Source organism: Dendrosporobacter quercicolus (assembly GCF_900104455.1).
GTDB lineage: Bacteria > Bacillota > Negativicutes > DSM-1736 > Dendrosporobacteraceae > Dendrosporobacter > Dendrosporobacter quercicolus.
Genome location: NZ_FNHB01000008.1, coordinates 1 through 19,449, shown reverse-complemented (window position 1 = coordinate 19,449; position 19,449 = coordinate 1). Strand labels below are relative to the sequence as shown.

Genomic DNA, 19,449 nt, shown 5'->3' with positions numbered 1-19,449 from the left:
ACGCTAGTGTATTTTTTACCATTTCCCAGCTATAATAGCTATTGACTATCCAGTCATGCAATATCAAAAAAAATTTGATATTTACATAATTCTATAGTTCTTCAGATAGTCCTGCTGCAAAGCCCCGTGTAAATTTTGCCATTATTACTTCGTTTCACTAAGATTGACTACTCAGTCATGCAGTGGTGAAAAGGTCTATCCGGCAGCTGCAGCTGATCGCCTCTCCGGATCAGTTCTGCGTGTCGCCATATGACTTTTACACTATACATAATTCTTTAACTTTTTCTAAATTCCTGCTGTTATCAGCTATGCAAATCCTTCCATAACCCTTAATAACCAAAGCATAAAGGTCACGCGGCAACTATATTAACATTGTTATTATAGTTTACATAATTAAAGGCATTTTGCAAGCAAAGCTCTCCGCAGCCTAAGCTTCATATCCAGGTGCCCAGCAATGACTATGGTTGCCTCTGCTGGAATGAATTGGGCAGCCCCAATGCCCACTTTATGCCGCCGGAAGCTGCGGGGCAAAATGAATAAGCGCAAATGTAAAAACGCCTGACGGCATTTTACATTTGCGCTCTGCTGGCGCCAGAGAGACTGCCTTCATTTACTAAGGACAGTGCTGAGGCCGCTTAACTACTGGACACTTTTGACCCGGATATCAATTTTCAGCGGCCCAACAACATAGGTGTCGCTTTGGGCTACAGCGGTTAACTCAACCTTGCCGTAATAGCGTTTCACACGATTGATTGTGCCGTATAACTCGGATCCGCTCATTACCCCTACCGTTCCCTGGATGGGGTCGGCGATAATGCCATCCTGAATAGCCGCGGCATTCACCTTCTGCAAAAATGTCAGCACGGTTTCCTCAGCCGAACTGGCGGTACGGCCGGCATTCATTACTTCGGAATGAACGACCTCGTCTTTCTCATAAATTCTTTTATTCGAAAACAGCTCAATCTGGCCAATCACCGGCTCACCATAAACAATATTGCCCACTGAAGAGACTCTGACAATAACATCCTCTTTATTACCGGCAATGATTGACACGGCCTGATCAAAATCAGCCTGCGCGATCCACAGGGCTTCCGTTTGCTTGTCTTCCACGCCCAGCCGGTTGAGGATATCCTGATTGGTTTTCAGAATAACGCCGGTTAAGTTTGCCGTAATATTCTCTTTAGCGTCGTTGCCGTTAATGACGGCAGTTGACAGCACTTCCCCCGCCCGGTAAATAATATCGCCTTCCCGGACCACTTGAATCCCTTTATTTAGCTTGGCTGTTAAATCATTTAACCGGGTTACATCTTTTTCCAGAACCGTTTTAGCCTCATTCAGTTCGGCTACGCGGTCATCGAGTTCTTTCTTGGTCGTCTGCAGCTGCCCAATCTGCAGGCGTGATTTTTTCAAATCACCCTGCACAGTCTTATAATCGGACTGCACCTGCGCCAAGGCCGCGGCCGTCCGGTCACGCTCAGCGCTGACGGCGGACAGCTCGGCGGTAATTGCCGAAAGCTTGGCGGCAGTTTCTTTAATTTTGGTATTCAAAGTAGAATACTCGGCTGTTTTAGCTTCCAGTTCCTTGCGGCTGGCTTCCAGCTCCACATTCTTAGCCAGAACTTCCTGTGACAGGCTGGAAAGTTGTTCTTTTAACTCCTCCATGCCAAACAAAGCCGTCCGGACATCCCGGGAAGCCAGTGACAGTATCCCCAGGGTAGAGGATGCAATCAGTATACCGGTAATGATGGTAACAATGATCGAAGTATGCTTAGGCCTGAGACCAAACATGGAAAGCTTGCGTTTACCAACTTTGGTGCCAAGCTTATCGCCGATATAAGCAATGGCTCCGCCCATAACAGCCAGCACAGCAATTAATACGATTCCATACACAGTACACTCCTCCTCTACTGACAAAATGTTCGCTTACGGAGCCGCCGCCGGAACCTTCCCGCCGGCCGGCTTGTTTACGGGGTTACCGGGCTGCTTTGCGCATCAGATAACAGCCCGCAATAACGCCGGTGATATTGGGTATCCAGGCGGCAATTATGACCGGCAGCGCGCCGCCCTGCCCTAAGGCTGAGGTAACGGTCATAATGCTGTAATAGATAAAAATCACGATAATGCTTAGCCCCAGGCCAATGGAGGAACTGGAACGCTGCGGCTGCAAGCCCAGCGGCGCCCCGATAAGGGCAAAAACAAAGCTGGCCAGCGGAATGGATACCCGTTGCTGTAATTCTATCTCATAGCTGCTGCTCTTTACATACTCGCTCTGCAGCACCTTGATTTGCTGTTTTAGTTCTTTAATCGTCATTTCAGACTCATCTTTTTGTTCACGCTTGATTGATGTTGGATTTTTGGTGATCGGCATAACCTGCTGCTCAAATTTCATGGTACGCTGCAGATTGCCTGCGGTTGACAGGTCATGAATTGTACCGTTGTACATAATCCAGTGGCTGTTCTGCCATTGCGCGGTTTCGGCATTTTGAACCCGGACAATGTTGCCGTTTTCAAATTCCTGAATGGAAATTGCCTGCAGCGTATTGGTCGCTTCGTCATACTTGCGGGCGTACATCAGCCGCTCAATGTTGCCGTCTTTTACCTCTTTAATAATAATATGCTCCTGGGACTTCGGCGCGGTATTCCGTTCGATCTCATACCGGACAATGTGGTTATAGGCCGTGTTGGCTCTTGGTACAATAAACTCATTAAACGCTACCGCAAACAGACTGACAAACAATGCTACGATCAGTACCGGCGCAGTTAAGCGATAAAAGCTGATACCGCCTGAACGCATCGCCGTTATTTCACTGGACCCGCTCAGCCGGCCGAATGCCAGAAGCGCCGCCAGCAGCATTGACATTGGAAAAGTCAGCACAACAATATTGGGTAAGCTGAGAAAGAACAGCTTGACAACAGCCGTAACCGAAGCGCCATATTTGGTAATGTACTGGGCTATTTTAAACAAGGTGCTGGTTCCAATAAACACACTGGAAAAGGCGCAAATGCCAAAAACAAACGGTCCCAGTAATTCTTTGATGATATATTTATCTAATATACGCATTGTTTTCTCCTCTGCACATAATCGTGAGGTTAAGAGCTGCGGTAAAAAGTACGCCTGGGCCGCAGCGGGTTGATGCCGGAGCGGACCTTTTCCAGACTGCTGCGGGTACTCCTGTTTCAAACATTGTTATAAGCTGAAATTTTCGCCGAGGTAGAATTTGCGGGCTGTTTCACTGGCGGCAATGGTAGCGCTGTCCCCTTCAATCAGGATCTGGCCTTCATTAAGGATATAGGCCCGGTCAACAATGCTGAGTGTTTCACGAACGTTATGATCGGTAATCAATACGCCGATACCCCGCTGGCGCAAATAGCCGATAATTGCCTGAATGTCCGCTACAGCGATGGGATCGACACCGGCAAATGGCTCGTCCAGCAGAATAAATAACGGGTCTGTCGCCAGACAGCGGGCGATCTCCACCCGGCGGCGTTCGCCGCCCGACAGTTCTGAGCCCTTTCGTTCCCGGATATGCGCAATATTGAATTCATACAGCAGACTGGCGGCTTTTTCCCGGCAGCCGCTGGGCGTTAAATCGGTTGTCTCCAGAATGGCAATCAGATTATCTTCCACGGTAAGCTTCCGGAATACCGACGCTTCCTGCGGCAGATAACCAATGCCAAAATTGGCCCGTTTGTGCATCGGCATATCGGAAACGTCTTCGCCGCCAATGCACACCAGGCCGCTGTCCGGTTTCTCCAGCCCTACGATCATATAAAAGGTAGTGGTTTTACCGGCGCCGTTCGGTCCCAATAAGCCAACCACCTCACCCTTGTCCACTCGTATGCTGACGCCATCGACCACATTACGGTCTTTATACGTTTTGATCAGATGATGTGTTTCAATAAACATGGCCTGTTCCTCATTTCAGTGTAAATCCATGCGGTTTACTGCGGCTGGATGACCAACTGCGTGCGGCCCTGGGCATTTACCGTTTGGTTGTCCAGATAAATCGTCAATTTATTGCCGGTTAAGATATTGCCTTCCTGGACCGCCCTGGCGTTGCCGGTCAGAACCGCCCTGGCGGGTTCAGCGCCATAGTAAACCGCCTGATCAGCCGTGGCATCAAGCTGCCTGGCCTGACTAACGATATGAACGCTGCCTGTCCCGGTAATTCTGCTTTCATCCAAATAAGCTTCAATCTTACCGGCAGTCATGACGCCGTCTTGCATCACCAGACGGGCCTGATCATTGACCACTGCATAAGCTTTATCGGTGTAGTAGTCCAGCTGAGGGCCTGTCAGCACGCTCTCTCCCTTGGTTAATTGCACTCCGCCACTGGCAGTGATGCGGTTATTGTCATAAGACCGCAATTCCTCCGCTGTCAGAACTGCGTCAGACTGAACCATTTTGACGCCGCCGGTAACATGCCCTTCTTTGGTCCGGGTATTATAGGTCGCTGCTGCGCCGGTAAGCACGGCCCCGTCCCGGGTGAACCGGACGCCGCCCGTGCCGGTCATAATGCCGGTTGTTGAATTATATTCTATGACCTCAGCCGCCATTTCCACCGGCTGAGGCTGGGCTGCAGCAGCAGGCATCGCCATTGCCGCAGCCATGATCAAAGCCAATAATAGTCTGCCAAGCTTCAATTGCCGGCACCTCCTTTACGAATACGGGCATTGCCGGTTACGGTTACTTTGTTCATATCGACATCGCTTTCCATTTGATCGCCGACAATAACGGTATCATCTCTGGTCATCATGATGCCGCCCGACCCGTAAAAGCGGCGGTCAGCCCCTGACCAGCGGGCTTTGCCGGCCGTAAAAGCCGCCCCATCGGTTGTTGTCGCTTTTATCTGACCATTCATCGTGATATCCCTGCTCTTATGATCATATACCGCCTGCAAGGCAACAATCTCCAGCTTACCGCCATTGTCCTGATAAAATACGCCTTTCAAATCATTCATCCTGGCCTGATTGGCGGCGGGATCAATTTCAATGGTTCCGGCGCTTAGCTCCCATAACCGTTTGCCATCCTGTTCCTCCACAATAGAATTGCCGGAATATACGATATTGCTGGTGGTTTGAACCGGCTCCGGCTGTTGAACCGGCGGCGCTTCATCCTGCAAGAAATAGTACAGGCCCAGCCCTGCCGCCACAGCCAGGCAGGCAATCAGCAGATAGGCTTTCTTCATTCTCATGCCCCCTGTCCTCTCCGGGCCGCGGCAGCGGTTTGCTGCTCAGAGGCTTTTACAGCTTCCGGCGGCGTATTCCAGCGTTTTTGGAACCACAGCCAGTGATCGGGATATTGTTGAATCATCGCTTCAATAATCCCGGTCATTTGTTCCGTAATCCGGTAAAGATCCTGCGCTTCATTGCCGGTGTCCTGATAATACAGCGGCTGGCTTACCAGTATTTTGTGGCCGCCGGCCGGCTCACGAACAATGAATACCGGTACAACCGGTGCTCTGAACCGCTTGGCAAAGACCGCCGGCCCCAGAGGAGTTGACGCCGGTTTGCCGAGAAAATCGACAAACACGCCATGCTGCCCCGCATCCTGATCGGCTAAAAACCCCAGGATTTTGCCTTTTTTAAGGGCCTTGGCGGCGCTGACAAGCTCGCTTGTCCCGCTGGCGAACACCTCAATGCCCGCCATCTCGCGGTATTCGTTCAAGATCTGCGTATGCTGATCGTTTGGCTGCCGTTTAATGACCGTGGTGATCGGCAGGCCTAACATTGCCAGCGCAGCCCCCAGCCATTCCCAATTGCCGATATGGGCGGTTAAAAGTACTACGCCGCGGCCTTCAGCCAAAGCCTCCTGCAGATAATGCCTATTCTCCACAGTAACATAACGTCTCATTTTTTCGGCGGTAAATGCCGGCATATACATGACTTCCATGAAAGTACGGCCAAGATTTTCAAAGAGGTTAACCGCGATACGTTCAGCCTGTTCAGCGGAGATTTGAAGACTTTCCTGCATCTGGGCAACCGCCCGCTTACGCTGACGGGCGGCAATACGGTAATAAAGCCGGCCAAACCCCTGCCCCAGCAGTAAAATAAGCCGGTAGGGCAATAAACAGATCAGATAGCTGAGCAATTTTAGAATTTTATATTGCACGCACCCTCCTCCTCTCATGCTGATGTGTGATCAAGCGTCCGGTTATTGCGCTGAATCAGCCGGTACTGAACAGGTGTAGGCTTCGATGATCCCGGCCCACTTATTCTGGGCGGTTAAAATCAGCTCAATCACTTCACGGGCCGCGCCATTGCCGCCGGCGCTGCCGGTAATATAGTGGGCCCTGGCCTTGACTTCGGGAACGGCATTCGCCACCGCACAAGCCAAACCGACCTGAACCATCACTGGCAGATCAATAAGATCATCGCCAACATAGCCAATTTCAGCCAAATTCAGGTGATATTTGGCGGCCAGTTCCTGCAGGGCTGCTGTTTTGCTCATTGTCCCTTGATAAACATCGGTTATTTTCAGTTCCGTACTGCGCAAGCGAACCATGTCACTTGTGCGACCGGTAATGATGGCAGTTTTAAGACCCGCCCGGTGAGCGATTGCAATTCCCAGGCCATCCTGCGCGTAAAATTCCTTGGCGGCCTCACCGTCCCGGCCAATGATAATCCGGCCGTTGGTCAATACCCCGTCAACATCAAAAATCAATAGTTTAATGCGGCGGGCCCGGGTCTTACTATCCATTATACCACTCCTTGACGTAATAAGTCAGTAAGGTGAATAATACCAATTGCCCGCTCCTCCCCGTCAACCACCGGCAATACTGTAATTGGACGGGGTTTATTTTTCTCCATCACATGCAAAGCCTGAGCCGCCAGCTTATCGGCGGTAATGGTCCGGGGATTTTTCGTCATCAGCTCGGTCACCGGCTTATCCAAAAACTCATGGCCTCTTTCCAGACCGCGCCGGATGTCGCCATCGGTCACCAGACCGGTCAGTTTGCCCTGATCATCCACCACCGAGGTAGCGCCAAGCCCCTTGGCGGTCATCACAAACAAAGCTTCCTTGACTGTTTTATCCAGGGTGACAACCGGGTTATCCTCGTCGCTGTGCATCACCCGCTCGACCGTCAATAACAGCTTGCGTCCCAGTGAACCGCCGGGATGGTACAGAGCAAAATTTTCCCGGGTGAACTTGCGCTCAGCCAATAACACCACCGCCAGGGCATCGCCCATGGCCATCGTTGCCGTCGTGCTGGAAGTGGGCGCCAGCCCCAGCGGGCAAGCCTCCTGCTCAACACTGACATCAAGAAAAATGTCGGCCGTTTTAGCCAAAGTGGATTCCGCCTGACCGCAAAGGGCAATAATTGGCACTCCAATGCGCTTCAGCGTCGGCAGTATGCCGACAATCTCTCCGGTCTCGCCGCTGTTGGATAAAGCCAGCACGACATCCTCGGCGGTTACCATGCCAAGATCGCCATGAATGCCTTCCGCCGGATGAAGAAAAAAAGCCGGCGTACCGGTACTGGCCATCGTAGCGGCAATCTTCCGGCCCACCAAACCGGGTTTGCCCATCCCGGTAACGATCACCCGGCCCTTGCATTCCAGAATCAGTTGAACTGCTGCCGTAAATTGTCCGTTGATCAGCGGAATCAGCCGCTCAATCGCCGCAGCCTCTGTTTTCAACACTTGTCTTGCCTGTTCAATAATCATAAAAGAAAACCTCCTTATTAATTAATCATTAAATCATTGTTTTAACCACAGAGGTCACAGAGGTCACGGAGGGTTAACGAAAGATTTGGTGCGATAATTATCGCACCGGGTTTTACGTTCCCTCTGGGTACTCCGTGTACTCTGTGGTTCGTCCATGTTTTATTTATGCCGTCTGATTACATTGTCGATGGCCAGTACGTCGCGCAGCAGATCCTCGAGCTGGTCGACATACAGCATGTTGGGTCCGTCGCACAGGGCCTCCGGCGGGTTGTCATGGACTTCCATAAACAGGACGTCAACGCCCACCGCCACAGCAGCCCTGGTCAGATAGCTGACAAACTCGCGCTGTCCGGCCGAGCTGGTGCCGGCCCCGCCGGGCAGCTGCACGCTGTGCGTGGCGTCAAATACCACCGGATAGCCAAAAGAACGCATGATCGCCAGGCCGCGCATATCGACCACCAGATTGTTATAACCAAAGCTGGCGCCGCGTTCGGTCAGCAGGATGTTTTCATTACCGGCTTCGCGCATCTTGGTAATGACGTTTTTCATATCGTTTGGCGCTAAAAACTGACCTTTTTTTACATTAACGGCTTTCCCGGTCAGGGCCGCCTGATACACCAGGTCGGTCTGCCGTGACAAAAAAGCCGGGATTTGCAAAATATCCAGCACACCTGCGGCGGCTGAAACCTGGGAAACATCATGAATATCACTGACAACCGGCACGCCAAGCTCCTGTTTGATTTTTTGCAGAATGGCTAAGCCTTCCTCCAGGCCGGGGCCGCGAAATGAAGCGTAAGAAGAGCGGTTGGCCTTATCGAAGGATGCTTTAAAAATATAAGGCATCCCCAGCCGAGTGGCGATATCTTTAATCGCCCGGCCAATCTTCAGGGAACGTTCATAACCTTCTATTACGCAGGGTCCGGCAATCAGCGCCACCGGCTGTCTGCCTCCCACCGTGATAGAGCCGATATTAACGGTATTCATTCGAAAAACCTCCTTAATATTGAATGGAAAAGCGTGGAACGGCTGAACCGCAAAGTACCCGCAGGACACAAACTTTTTGCGCTCCTGCGCCTACTTGACGCCGGTTACCCGCCTTTGCCGCTCAGCAGCTTGTTCACCAGCGCCAGATCCTCGGGCGTATCTACGCCAACCGTCTGAAAGTCTGTTTTGATGACCTTAATTCGATAGCCATGCTCAAGCGCCCGCAGCTGTTCCAGTGATTCTACACTTTCTAAAGGCGTTGGCGCCAGCCGGGCGTACTTAAGCAGAAACTCCCGGCGGTAAGCATAAAGGCCCAGGTGCTTATATACCGGTGCGTCATTCAGCCTTACCCGGGGATACGGAATGAGTGAGCGCGAAAAGTAAAGGGCGTAGCCTTTAAGGTCGGTAATAACTTTTACCACATTGGGATTATGCTGTTCGGCTTCGCTCAGGGGAGTCATCAGCGTTGCCATTGCCAAAGCCTGGTCATCGTCAAAAGCGGCGGCCAGGTCGTCGATCACCTGCGGTTCGATTAATGGTTCATCACCCTGTACATTGATGATAATATCGGCCGCCGGAAAGCTGACAGCCACCTCCGCCAGCCGGTCGGTCCCGGTGGGATGCTCCGGTGAAGTCAGCATTGCCGCCCCGCCAAAAGCCTCTACGGCCCGGTAAACCGCCTGATGGTCGGTCGCCACCAGCACAGTTGACGGACGTTTAGCTTGTTTGGCCCGTTCGTAAACGCGCTGAATCATCGGCTGGCCGGCAATATCCAGCAGCGGCTTGCCCGGCAGCCGGGTAGACGCATAGCGGGCTGGTATAACACAAAGAATATTCATCGAAAAACCTCCTGTAATACCGTAAAAGCCCCGATCAACCCGAAGCGCTCAAATCGCCCCGTTATTTGCGGTCCCTTTGCTTACTTCGGGTACTTTGCGGTTAAACCGGTCGCTTCATGGTATTTTCAATCAATTCCATCAGTTGTTCCTGCCCTTCCAGGAAGCATACTTCAATACCCAGGACATAGAGAGGCAGCGGCCGGTTGGAGTGAATAAATTCAGCCGGAATCTTTACCGCATCTTTTTCGGTGGTAACCAGGGCGCAAGCGCCAATTTCCACCGCTCGCTGCATCATTTCCTGCATCTCGGCCATCTTATAGTCATAATGATCGGGAAAGCGCAGGCTGTCCGCCACCTGAGCCCCGATATCCAAGACCGATTGTTCAAAAGACTGGGGATTGCCAATGGCGGAAAAAACAAAAACCGGCTGGCCGCTGACCGTTTCCAGCGAAATATTATGGCAGCGCAGACCTTTGTGCCATTCGGCGATTTCGATAAAGCGCTGCGGTTTATGGATACTTTCAACAATTAAGGCGTCTTCATTATAGCTGGCGATGGTATCCCGAATGCGGTTCCTGGCTTCCGGCGCCGCCTGATCAACTTTGGTCAGCAGGCAAACGCTGGCCCGGTCAAGGTTCTTCAGTTCTTCCCTGAGCGTACCGCGCGGCAGCAGATAATTGTTGCCAAAAATATTCAGCGCATCAATCAGTACAATATCAATATCCCGGGCCAGCTTCCAGTGTTGATAGCCATCATCCAGAATAACAACATCGGCCCGGAGCTGGCTGACGGCATATTCACCGGTAACCGTCCGGTCCCGTCCGATGACCACCGGTACGCCGGGCACGTTTTTCGCCAGCAGATAGGCTTCATCGCCAGCCTCGGACACCGACATGTATATTTTTTCGCCATCGGAGACCAGGCCCACGTCTTCCTGCCAACTGGCCCGGTAGCCGCGGTTCAGGATGACAACCCGGTAGCCCATCTCCCGGATGACCGCAGCCAGGCGCTGGGCCGTCGGCGTTTTTCCAGTGCCGCCTACCGTAATATTGCCCAGGCTGATGACCCGGCAGCCCAGCTGATGCTGTTTGATCAGGCCATGCCTGTACATGGCCAGCATCAGCGAAACTCCGTAGCCATAAAGCAGCGACAGCAGGTACAGCAACGATAACAGGATATCACTGATAAAACTAGGCTGTGCGCCATGAATCATTGCATACAGATAGGTCTGCACAGCCTCGCGCTTGCGCAGGATATGCTCCAGGCGGGGACCGGATTTGATGTTGTCCAGTTTGACCAGCATATGCTTCAACTGTGCGGCGCTTTTGCTGGCCGCCCCCTTGTTTTCGCCGATAATGTTCAGGGTCTCCCGGGCCATGGCCTGGCGGGCGCCGTCATTGTTCAGCAAAAAGGTGATTTTTTCCGACAGCTCGGCGGCGTTGTTGACGGTAAGACAAGCCGACCGGCCGGAAAAAAGCGCATAGGTATCTTTAAAGTTAAACATGTGCGGCCCGACAATAATCGGTTTGCCGTGAGCGGCCGGCTCCAAAATATTATGTCCGCCCCGCGGCACCAGGCTGCCGCCGACATAAATGATGTCCCCCAGACTATAGATCTTGCCCAATTCACCAATGGTATCTAAAACAATCACGTCATGCTCATGGCTGCAGGCCTGCTGCACCGCTGTCCGCTTTCCGGCGGCTAAACAATAGGTTTCGGCAAGGCTTTGCAGTTCATCAGCCCGTAAAATTTCCCGGGGCGCTAAAACCAGCCGGGCATCGCTGAAGGTCTCCCTGACTTTAACAAACGCCGCCAGCACAGCCTCTTCCTCGCCCTTATGCGTACTGCCGGCGACAAGGACCGGGTAATGATCAGCCAGCCCCATGGAAGCAAGCAGCGCTTGTTTTTCGGCTTGGCTGACATCGGTATAGGTTTGATCAAATTTCGTATTGCCGGTAATGACGACCCGCTGCGGATCAGCCCCCAGCCGGATAATATGATCGGCGTCGATTTTCGACTGCATGCAGAAGGTGACTACAGTGCCGATCATATCTTTTAACACACTGCGCAGATAATGATACCGTTTTACGCTTTTATCACTGATGCGGCCATTGACCATCATCACCGGAATACGGTATTTGCGGGCTGCTTTGAGGAAATTCGGCCATAATTCCGTCTCCACAGGCAAAAAGACCCTGGGCATGATCCGCTTGACCACACTTGAACTAAGCCAGGGCAGATCCAGCGGAAAATAAATGATACTGTCGGCATCTTTCACGATCCTTTTGGCCATAGCATAGCCATTGGAAGTTACCACCGACACCAGAATGGGTGTATCAGGCATTTCCCGGCGGAATTCCTTCACAATCGGACTGGCGGCGACAATTTCGCCTACCGAGGCGGCATGCAGCCAAATGCAGTCCTTGTTCGCCACAGGCGCGAGATCTTCCTCCGGCAAGAAACCGAAACTTTGGCGTACCCGCTCCCAAAAGCCTTCTTCCCGGACTGTCCTGATCAGAAAAACCGGCATCGCCAGTATAACAACCAGAATAACCACCAAGTTATATAAAAAATGCATTGACGATACCTCTTTCTAATTAGTACCTTGCGTCATCATTCATCTTTCTTGCTGTTAAACTGCACCTGATAGAGCTTGCTATAGATACCACCCAGCCTTAACAATTCGGCGTGGGTGCCCCTTTCGGCAATTTTGCCGCCTTCCATCACCAGAATGATGTCGGCCCGTAAAACGGTTGACAAACGATGGGCAATGACAAAAGAAGTCCGGTTAAGCATAAGCTGATCCAGCGCTTCCTGCACCAGTTTTTCACTTTCCGTATCCAAGGCCGAGGTTGCTTCATCCAGGATCAGCACCCGGGGATTTTTTAAAATGGCGCGGGCAATCGCAATGCGCTGCCGCTGGCCGCCGGATAGTTTGGAGCCGCGCTCGCCAATTTGCGTGTCATAGCCGTCAGGCATATCCATAATAAACTTATGGGCGTTAGCGGCCCTGGCAGCCTCAATTACCTCATCATAAGCCGCCATAAGATTTCCATATAAGATATTGTCGTAAACCGTTCCGTTAAAAAGCACCGTTTCCTGAGGCACCATGCCAATCTGTTGGCGCAGCGAATCCAGTTTCACTGTTTTAATGTCAGTGCCGTCAATGCTGATATAGCCGTCCACCGGCTCGTAAAAACGCGGGATAAGGTTGGCAATGGTCGTTTTTCCGGAGCCGCTTGGCCCGACAATGGCTACCATCTGGCCCGGTTTTGCCGTCAGCGAAATATCACTGAGCACCGGTTCGCCCGGTTTATATTCGAAAGTGACATGGTGGAAGGCCACCTCGCCGTTAATCACAGGCAGTTCCACAGCGCCGGGTATATCCTGAATTTCCGGTACGGTATCCAATACGCCGAAAACCCGTTCAGCAGCAGCCATCGCTTTCTGAATATTGCCATAGACCCGGCTCAGGCGTTTAATCGGATTGGACAAATTGACCGTATAGACCAAAAAGGCGATTAACGCTCCCGCCGTCAGGCTGCCGTTAATGACCTCCCAGCCGCCATACCAGATGATCACCGTAACGCCGATTGCCGCCAAAAACTCAATAACGGGCGTTAACGTAGCCATGAGCTGGGCATTTTTCATTTGCGCCCGGAAATTCGAAAAATTTTCCCGCCCAAACCGTTCACTCTCGTATTCTTCACGGACAAAAGATTTTATCACTCTGACCGCCGAAATCGTTTCCTGCAGCACTGAAGTGATATCGGCGGCCCGTTCCTGCATTACTGCGCTGGTTTTCCGCAATTTCCGGCCAAATAAATTGATGGTTACCCCGACCATCGGCAGAGTGATCAGGGTTAACATCGTCAGTTTCCAATGCAGGTAAAACATCATTGCCAGTGACCCCAGCAAAATAGCCGCCTCAGTTACCATCTCAATCACACTTTCGACCAGTGCGCCCTGCAGCGCGGCGACATCATTGGTGATGTAACTCATCATGGTGCCGGTTTTCCTTTTTTCGTAATAAGACAGGGAAAGCCGCTGCATGTGGCGGTAAACTGCCTGCCGGATATCAATGACTACCCGCTGTCCGATATAAGACATCAGATAAGTCTGACCGTAATAGAAGATTCCCCGCAGCAGATAAACCACGACAATAGCGGCGGCAATGGCATTGAGCATCATCATATCTTTTTCGGCCAGCACCTTGTCAATAACTTCCTTAATGACCCACGGCACATATAAGTTAGCGCTGGCGGCGGCAATGATACAGACAATGGCTACCGCCAGGCGCGGCAAGTAAGGTTTAATATAACTGATTAGACGTTTATAAGTGTTCATTGGCGCCTCCTGGCTGGGCAGCTGCAACCTCTAGAATAACTTTAGCAACCCGTTCGACTGCACCCGGTTCACCGAGTTTGCACCGTACTTCCTGCAAATCCTGCTGCAAGCGTCTTTTTTCAGCCGGGTCCAGCAGTATGGCCAGCGCCTCGCGGGCAATGCCCCCGGCGTTGGCGTCGGCCTGCAGCAGCTCCGGAATAATCCGGCGGCCGGCGACAATATTCGGTAAACTGACATGAGGAATTTTCACCAGCAATTTAGCCAGCCAATACGAGGAAGCCGCAACCTTGTAAACAACCACACTGGGCAGGCCCAACAGCGCCGCCTCCAGCGTCACAGTGCCTGAAGCCGCAATGGCGACATCGGCAATGGTCATTAAATCATAGGTCCGTTCATTCGTTATTGTAACATTAAGCTGGGAATTATTTAAAATATCTTGCAGCATTTCCCGGGAAATTGTCGAGGCCAGCGGTAAAAAAAACTGACAACCAGGCACTGCTTCGACAATCTTCTCGCCGGCTGCCAGCATTACCGGCAGCAAACTGCCAATTTCCTGCGTACGGCTGCCCGGCAACAGCAGAACGACCGGACGGGATGGCTCGGCCTGAAAAAAAGCATAGGCCTGCGGCCGGGACATTTCCGGCTTTACAATATCCAACAACGGATGACCGACAAAAGCAACATTGGCGCCGGCTTCCCGGTAAACATCGGCCTCGAACGGAAATATTGCCGCCAGGCGGGTTACCACTTTGGCGACACTTTTCGCCCGGCCCTTCCGCCAGGCCCAGGCGGAAGGACTAATATAGGAAACTACCGGAATGCCCAGCTGTCCGGCTTTTTCGGCCAGGCGCATATTAAAATCGGGATAATCGATAACCACCAGCACGTCAGGTCGTTCCAGCCGCATCACTTCGACAAGGCTGTCGCGGAGCTTAAATAATCTGGGCAAATTTCTTACTACTTCGACAAAGCCAATCACCCCTAAATCGGCGATGTCATGCACAATATCCACTCCGGCTGACCGCATAGCCTGTCCCCCCATACCCAACAGCTTGATGCCTGGCTGGAGTTGTTTTAACGCTGCGGCTACACTGGCTCCGTGTAAATCGCCTGACGCCTCGCCCGCCGAAATCATGACTTTGACCATAATCTTCCTCCATAAACGCCATAATACAATGAAACAATAGTTTGCCTTAAGGATAGATAAAAACGCGAAGACGCTCAGTGACAAACATCCTCCGCGCCCTTCGCGTTCTTGTTATTAATATTTACATAGCAACAATAGTTATTCCACATTCATCCGCAATTTTAATTACTTTATCCCGGTCAACCAAAAGTGTCTTGCCGGCTTCAATCGCCAGAGCTTTGGCCTGCGCTTCACACATTGCCCGAATTGTGTTTACCCCCACGGCCGGTACATCAAACCTGAGATCCTGATCCGGTTTGGCGGCCTTGACCACGGTAGCCCCGCCACAGCTCAGCCGGCCGCCCCGCAAAATACAGGCGTCGGTTCCCTCAATGGCCTCCACCGCCATAACCGCCAGATTTTTCACAACAACGGTTTGACCGATATCAAGACCGCCAATGGCTTTGGCCATGTTAAAGCCAAACTCCATATCAGCCCGCTCCGCGGCCGAAGGCTCACGCTTGGTCAAAATAGCAGGCGCAGGCATAAGCGAACGGATGAAAGCCGTCTGATCGAAAACGCCAATCCCTTCAGACGCCAATTCACGCACCAAGCCAAGCATGATCGTATCATCACGGTTATCAGGCAGCGCGGCAAACATTCTCTGCAGCCGGTCATCGAGCCGGACCGAACCGCTGAACAGCAATTCTTTCGTTACTTTGCCCAACATCGTGACCTGACTGACCCCTTCTTCCTTCAACACGCGAATGACCCGGTCCAGTTCACCAATATTGAGCTGTACGGTTTTATCGGCAACCTGCTGAAGTTCTTCATCCACCTCAGGCACCACGGCCACCGCGATTACGCCAAAGCCCATGCCGCGAGCGGCACGGGCAAATTCTACCGGCAATCTTCCGACGCCGGCCAATAAACCAATTTTTTCCATGAACAGTTCTCCCTCCGGTACCGGCTGCAACAAGCGTCTAATCGCCGGACGCTTTGCGACCCCTGCAAATCCCCCGTTCGGCATTACGCAGGAACCGCAGAAAATGTTCGACCTCTTCACAGGAATCGACTTCCTGCTCAATCATTGCAATGGCCTGAGCAAGGCTTAAGCCTGAGCGATACAACAGCTTATAAGCTTTCTTAATCAGGCTGCGGGATGGCGCGCCAATGCCCGCCCGGGACATGCCGACACTGTTGAGGCCCGATACCTTGGCCGGGTGCCCGTCAACAATGACAAACGGCGGGACGTCCTGAACAATTTTAGTCAAACCGCCAATCATTGCGTTGCGGCCGATCTTTACAAACTGGTGTACACCGGCCAGACCGCCAATCACTACCCGGTCTTCCACCGTAACATGCCCGGCCAAAGTGGCTGCATTGGACATAATCACATGATTGCCAACAACACAATTATGGGCCACATGAGTATAAGCCTGCAGCAGACAGTTGGAGCCAACACGGGTTTCCTCACCTTCACCGGTCGCCCGGTTCACGGTGGCAAATTCTCTTATTTTCGTATTGTCGCCAATAAAAACATAGCTTTTTTCACCGCGGAATTTCAAATCCTGCGGTTCAGAGCCAATCGAAGCACTCGGAAAAATCTCACAATTCTTACCAATACTGGTCCAGCCGTCAATGACCACATGTGCGCCGATTTTTGTTCCGTCATCAATCAGGACATGTTCACCGATAACAGCATAGGGACCAATTTCAACATCTTTGCCGATGCGGGCGCCAGGGTGAACGACCGCTGTTTCATGTATCTTCCGTAAAGCGATCACAACCTTTTCCGGTTTCATCAGCATATCAACTCCTTCTAAACGCGGTAATTTTCATTACCTAACGATCAAACTAGTAGTATAAGTTATCATTTATCCATTACCTAAACCGGTCTACAGGATTTACGTCCTTCGGAAACACTGTCAAGCATGGTTAGACCTGGATCACACCGGCCGGATTCAGTGCAATAACCTTTCCGCAGCTTGAAGCCAGCCTTATGGATCAATATCTGTATATATAGTCCAGCCGGTCAGTCTAATTTTAACAGGTCATTTTTTACCATATTCAGTCATTTTGCCGAAATAACGCAATATTTCTCATTATTACAGGCATTTATAACTATTTTTCAACTTCTTTCAACAAAAAGCCTTTTTATCAGCCCATAGCAAACATTAGCTCACCTTCGGCTACCAATTGGTCGTCAACAAATGCTTCACACCATAGTTTACCCATGCCGCCGCGAATTTTAATCAGTTCGGCTACCATCCGCAATTGATCGCCGGGCACTACCGGTTTACGGAATTTTACCCGGTCAATGCTGGCAAACAGCGCCACTTTGCCCCGGTTCTCCGCCGGATAAAGCGTGGCTACCGCTCCAACCTGAGCCATAGCCTCTAAAATGAGTACGCCCGGCATTACTGGTTGCCCGGGAAAATGTCCTTGAAAAAAAGGTTCGGTAATCGTAACATTCTTTATTCCTACCGCCCGCTTCATTGGTTCCAGTTCAAGAATACGGTCAACCAGTAGCATTGGATACCTGTGTGGAATGATTTTTTGTATTTCAGTCGCCGATAGCATTATCATATTCAACTCCCTCGCAAATTACACATCAACCGTTAACGGTTGCTTGTTGACTAGCTAATATTTTTTGAGCCAGCGCCGTATTTAACGCATGGCCTGATTTGACGGCCACCACATGGCCGCGTAAGCAGCCGGCCAGCGCCAGATCGCCAATGACGTCCAGTATTTTATGCCGTACCAGTTCGTCGGCAAAACGCAGCGGGGTTAATACCGTCTTGTCATCATACACCACCGCATTTTCCAAACTTCCGCCTAAGGCCAAGCCCTGGGCTTTAAGGGCCTCCACTTCATGCATAAAGCCAATGGTTCTGGCTGGTGCAATATCCCGGATAAAAGCGTCCGGATGTATTTCATAATCTCCGAACTGCACGCCCAATAACGGATGCGGGTTAACTGAAGTAAAGCTGATTCTAAATCCATCGTAGGGCAATATTGCAATAAATCTATCTTCATGCCGTACCAGCTGAGCTGTATTGACCCGTATGAACTTCCGCAAAGCAGGTTGAGACGCAAGGCCCGCCTGCCGGATAAGTTCAACAAAGGGCAATGAACTGCCATCTGCGACCGGCGGTTCTACTGAATCAATTGCCACACGACAGTTATCCACCTGCATTGCGGCAAACGCAGCCAGCAAATGCTCTACCGTAAATACCTTGGCCAACCCGGTTTCTAAGGTTGTAGCCCGCATTGCAGCAGTAACATTTCCGGCTGTGGCCGCCACCTGCGGCGCACCGGGCAGATCAACCCGCGCAAAAATAATTCCGGTATCAATGGGAGCGGGATTTAAGGTAATGGTTACATCCCGCCCGGAATGAAGCCCGATGCCGGTATACGTAACCGCCCTGCCGACTGTAGTTTGATGCTGCATGAAAATCCTCCTGACATGATAACCTTTGTCTATTCTACAAAATATTAGCAGTTCCTGCAAGGGGAAATGATAAAAATACTAGGCAATGCGCTTGCCGGCCAGAGTCAGGGCGCTGGTATTCATCTGATACTCGATCAGCTCCTTATACTGCTCGCCAATTGAGGACTGCGGCTTGACAAAGACCTGGGTCGGAACGCCTTCTTCCACAACCCGGCCTTTATTCATCAATACAATCCGGTCAGCCACGTGCAACGCAAAAGACAGCTCATGCGTTACTACCAGCATCGTGCTGGCCCGGTATTTGGCCAGTTCCTCCATGACGACCAGCACTTCCCGGACTAAAATGGGATCAAGTGAAGCCGTCGGTTCATCCCACAGCATGAGCTCCGGCTCAAAAGCCAAAGCTCTGGCGATTCCCACCCGCTGCTGCTGACCGCCTGACATTTCACCAGGCTTATGCTGAAAATGCTTGTCCAGACCGACTTTGATCAGGGCCGCACCGGCCTTAGCCCGGGCAATTTCCCGCGGCATACCGTCCATAACCAGTCCCAGCATAACATTTTCCAGGGCTGTCAGTCGATGAATCAGATTAAACTGTTGAAATACAAAACCGATTTTTTTCCGGACTGCCATTAATTCATCGGCATTTAGTTTGGTAATATCGATATCGCCAAACATAATCCGGCCGCGGTCCGGCTCAACCAGCCGGTTGACCGTACGAATGGTTGTCGATTTCCCGCAGCCGGACGGCCCCATCATAACAACGGTCTCCCCTCGCCCGACCTGCAGATTAAGCCCGTCAACAGCCGCTAAATCGCCAAACTGTTTATGCAGATTCTCAATCCTCAGCATAAAATCACCTCGTTTCCTTTTATTAACCACTGATTACTAACCACCGAGGACACAGAGGACACAGAGGGTTACGGATCACTTTTTTCAAACCTTGATTCCCCCTCCGTTAACTCTGTGTACTCTGTGGTTCGTTTCACTTAAACTTAACTTACGCCTGTTCAACTTACTAACCACCGAGG

18 protein-coding genes are annotated in these 19,449 nt (G+C 51.4%); all 18 read right to left on the bottom strand.

What is annotated here, in order from left to right:
- Positions 1-639: 639 nt before the first annotated feature.
- A complete protein-coding gene (locus BLR06_RS14120) occupies positions 640-1,890 on the bottom strand; it encodes a DUF3084 domain-containing protein (protein WP_092074242.1) in 1,251 nt (416 codons plus the stop codon).
- An 82-nt stretch (positions 1,891-1,972) separates the two neighbouring features.
- Positions 1,973-3,061, bottom strand: coding sequence for an LptF/LptG family permease (locus BLR06_RS14115; RefSeq protein WP_092074241.1), 1,089 nt, complete (start codon positions 3,059-3,061; stop codon positions 1,973-1,975).
- Between the two features lie 126 nt (positions 3,062-3,187).
- Positions 3,188-3,907 (bottom strand): LPS export ABC transporter ATP-binding protein, encoded by a 720-nt coding sequence (gene lptB / locus BLR06_RS14110; RefSeq protein WP_092074240.1) that lies wholly within the window; start codon positions 3,905-3,907, stop codon positions 3,188-3,190.
- Between the two features lie 35 nt (positions 3,908-3,942).
- Positions 3,943-4,644, bottom strand: a complete 702-nt coding sequence (locus tag BLR06_RS14105) for an LptA/OstA family protein (protein WP_245698160.1) — start codon at positions 4,642-4,644, stop codon at positions 3,943-3,945.
- Positions 4,641-5,189, bottom strand: coding sequence for an LPS export ABC transporter periplasmic protein LptC (gene lptC, locus BLR06_RS14100; protein ID WP_092074239.1), 549 nt, complete (start codon positions 5,187-5,189; stop codon positions 4,641-4,643). The genes BLR06_RS14105 and lptC overlap by 4 nt, the downstream gene beginning before the upstream one ends.
- A gap of 2 nt (positions 5,190-5,191) precedes the next feature.
- On the bottom strand, positions 5,192-6,112 hold the full coding sequence (locus tag BLR06_RS14095) for a lysophospholipid acyltransferase family protein (RefSeq protein ID WP_422699890.1): 921 nt from the start codon (positions 6,110-6,112) through the stop codon (positions 5,192-5,194).
- 42 nt (positions 6,113-6,154) lie between these two features.
- The gene (locus BLR06_RS14090; RefSeq protein WP_092074237.1) at positions 6,155-6,700 is read right to left on the bottom strand and encodes a KdsC family phosphatase; all 546 of its coding nucleotides are present in this window, start codon (positions 6,698-6,700) and stop codon (positions 6,155-6,157) included.
- Positions 6,700-7,668, bottom strand: a complete 969-nt coding sequence (locus tag BLR06_RS14085) for a KpsF/GutQ family sugar-phosphate isomerase (protein ID WP_092074236.1) — start codon at positions 7,666-7,668, stop codon at positions 6,700-6,702. The genes BLR06_RS14090 and BLR06_RS14085 overlap by 1 nt, the downstream gene beginning before the upstream one ends.
- Positions 7,669-7,827: 159 nt before the next feature.
- The gene (kdsA, locus tag BLR06_RS14080) at positions 7,828-8,652 is read right to left on the bottom strand and encodes a 3-deoxy-8-phosphooctulonate synthase (protein ID WP_092074235.1); all 825 of its coding nucleotides are present in this window, start codon (positions 8,650-8,652) and stop codon (positions 7,828-7,830) included.
- Positions 8,653-8,756: 104 nt separating this feature from the next.
- Positions 8,757-9,491, bottom strand: coding sequence for a 3-deoxy-manno-octulosonate cytidylyltransferase (gene kdsB / locus BLR06_RS14075; RefSeq protein ID WP_092074234.1), 735 nt, complete (start codon positions 9,489-9,491; stop codon positions 8,757-8,759).
- 100 nt (positions 9,492-9,591) lie between these two features.
- Positions 9,592-12,069 (bottom strand): tetraacyldisaccharide 4'-kinase, encoded by a 2,478-nt coding sequence (gene lpxK / locus BLR06_RS14070; RefSeq protein ID WP_092074233.1) that lies wholly within the window; start codon positions 12,067-12,069, stop codon positions 9,592-9,594.
- A gap of 35 nt (positions 12,070-12,104) precedes the next feature.
- Positions 12,105-13,838 carry a lipid A export permease/ATP-binding protein MsbA gene (msbA, locus tag BLR06_RS14065; RefSeq protein WP_092074232.1) on the bottom strand — a complete coding sequence of 578 codons (1,734 nt, stop codon included), beginning with the start codon at positions 13,836-13,838 and terminating at the stop codon, positions 12,105-12,107.
- Positions 13,825-14,985, bottom strand: a complete 1,161-nt coding sequence (gene lpxB, locus BLR06_RS14060; RefSeq protein ID WP_092074231.1) for a lipid-A-disaccharide synthase — start codon at positions 14,983-14,985, stop codon at positions 13,825-13,827. The genes msbA and lpxB overlap by 14 nt, the downstream gene beginning before the upstream one ends.
- Before the next feature lie 121 nt (positions 14,986-15,106).
- Positions 15,107-15,910: an LpxI family protein gene (locus tag BLR06_RS14055; RefSeq protein ID WP_092074230.1), complete on the bottom strand. Its 804-nt coding sequence runs from the start codon at positions 15,908-15,910 to the stop codon at positions 15,107-15,109.
- A 37-nt stretch (positions 15,911-15,947) separates the two neighbouring features.
- The gene (gene lpxA, locus BLR06_RS14050) at positions 15,948-16,769 is read right to left on the bottom strand and encodes an acyl-ACP--UDP-N-acetylglucosamine O-acyltransferase (protein ID WP_092074366.1); all 822 of its coding nucleotides are present in this window, start codon (positions 16,767-16,769) and stop codon (positions 15,948-15,950) included.
- Positions 16,770-17,124: 355 nt separating this feature from the next.
- On the bottom strand, positions 17,125-17,547 hold the full coding sequence (gene fabZ, locus BLR06_RS14045; RefSeq protein ID WP_092074365.1) for a 3-hydroxyacyl-ACP dehydratase FabZ: 423 nt from the start codon (positions 17,545-17,547) through the stop codon (positions 17,125-17,127).
- A 31-nt stretch (positions 17,548-17,578) separates the two neighbouring features.
- Positions 17,579-18,418: a UDP-3-O-acyl-N-acetylglucosamine deacetylase gene (lpxC, locus tag BLR06_RS14040; RefSeq protein ID WP_092074229.1), complete on the bottom strand. Its 840-nt coding sequence runs from the start codon at positions 18,416-18,418 to the stop codon at positions 17,579-17,581.
- Positions 18,419-18,496: 78 nt separating this feature from the next.
- Positions 18,497-19,270, bottom strand: a complete 774-nt coding sequence (locus BLR06_RS14035) for an amino acid ABC transporter ATP-binding protein (protein WP_092074228.1) — start codon at positions 19,268-19,270, stop codon at positions 18,497-18,499.
- Positions 19,271-19,449 lie beyond the last annotated feature (179 nt).

What these genes read in the sequence shown, in the direction of transcription:
- BLR06_RS14115 (WP_092074241.1), bottom strand. Translation starts at nt 3,061, where the DNA reads ATGCGTATATTAGATAAATATATCATCAAAGAATTACTGGGACCGTTT.
- lptB (WP_092074240.1), bottom strand. Translation starts at nt 3,907, where the DNA reads ATGTTTATTGAAACACATCATCTGATCAAAACGTATAAAGACCGTAAT.
- lptC (WP_092074239.1), bottom strand. Translation starts at nt 5,189, where the DNA reads ATGAAGAAAGCCTATCTGCTGATTGCCTGCCTGGCTGTGGCGGCAGGG.
- BLR06_RS14090 (WP_092074237.1), bottom strand. Translation starts at nt 6,700, where the DNA reads ATGGATAGTAAGACCCGGGCCCGCCGCATTAAACTATTGATTTTTGAT.
- BLR06_RS14085 (WP_092074236.1), bottom strand. Translation starts at nt 7,668, where the DNA reads ATGATTATTGAACAGGCAAGACAAGTGTTGAAAACAGAGGCTGCGGCG.
- kdsA (WP_092074235.1), bottom strand. Translation starts at nt 8,652, where the DNA reads ATGAATACCGTTAATATCGGCTCTATCACGGTGGGAGGCAGACAGCCG.
- kdsB (WP_092074234.1), bottom strand. Translation starts at nt 9,491, where the DNA reads ATGAATATTCTTTGTGTTATACCAGCCCGCTATGCGTCTACCCGGCTG.
- lpxK (WP_092074233.1), bottom strand. Translation starts at nt 12,069, where the DNA reads ATGCATTTTTTATATAACTTGGTGGTTATTCTGGTTGTTATACTGGCG.
- msbA (WP_092074232.1), bottom strand. Translation starts at nt 13,838, where the DNA reads ATGAACACTTATAAACGTCTAATCAGTTATATTAAACCTTACTTGCCG.
- lpxB (WP_092074231.1), bottom strand. Translation starts at nt 14,985, where the DNA reads ATGGTCAAAGTCATGATTTCGGCGGGCGAGGCGTCAGGCGATTTACAC.
- BLR06_RS14055 (WP_092074230.1), bottom strand. Translation starts at nt 15,910, where the DNA reads ATGGAAAAAATTGGTTTATTGGCCGGCGTCGGAAGATTGCCGGTAGAA.
- lpxA (WP_092074366.1), bottom strand. Translation starts at nt 16,769, where the DNA reads ATGAAACCGGAAAAGGTTGTGATCGCTTTACGGAAGATACATGAAACA.
- fabZ (WP_092074365.1), bottom strand. Translation starts at nt 17,547, where the DNA reads ATGCTATCGGCGACTGAAATACAAAAAATCATTCCACACAGGTATCCA.
- lpxC (WP_092074229.1), bottom strand. Translation starts at nt 18,418, where the DNA reads ATGCAGCATCAAACTACAGTCGGCAGGGCGGTTACGTATACCGGCATC.
- BLR06_RS14035 (WP_092074228.1), bottom strand. Translation starts at nt 19,270, where the DNA reads ATGCTGAGGATTGAGAATCTGCATAAACAGTTTGGCGATTTAGCGGCT.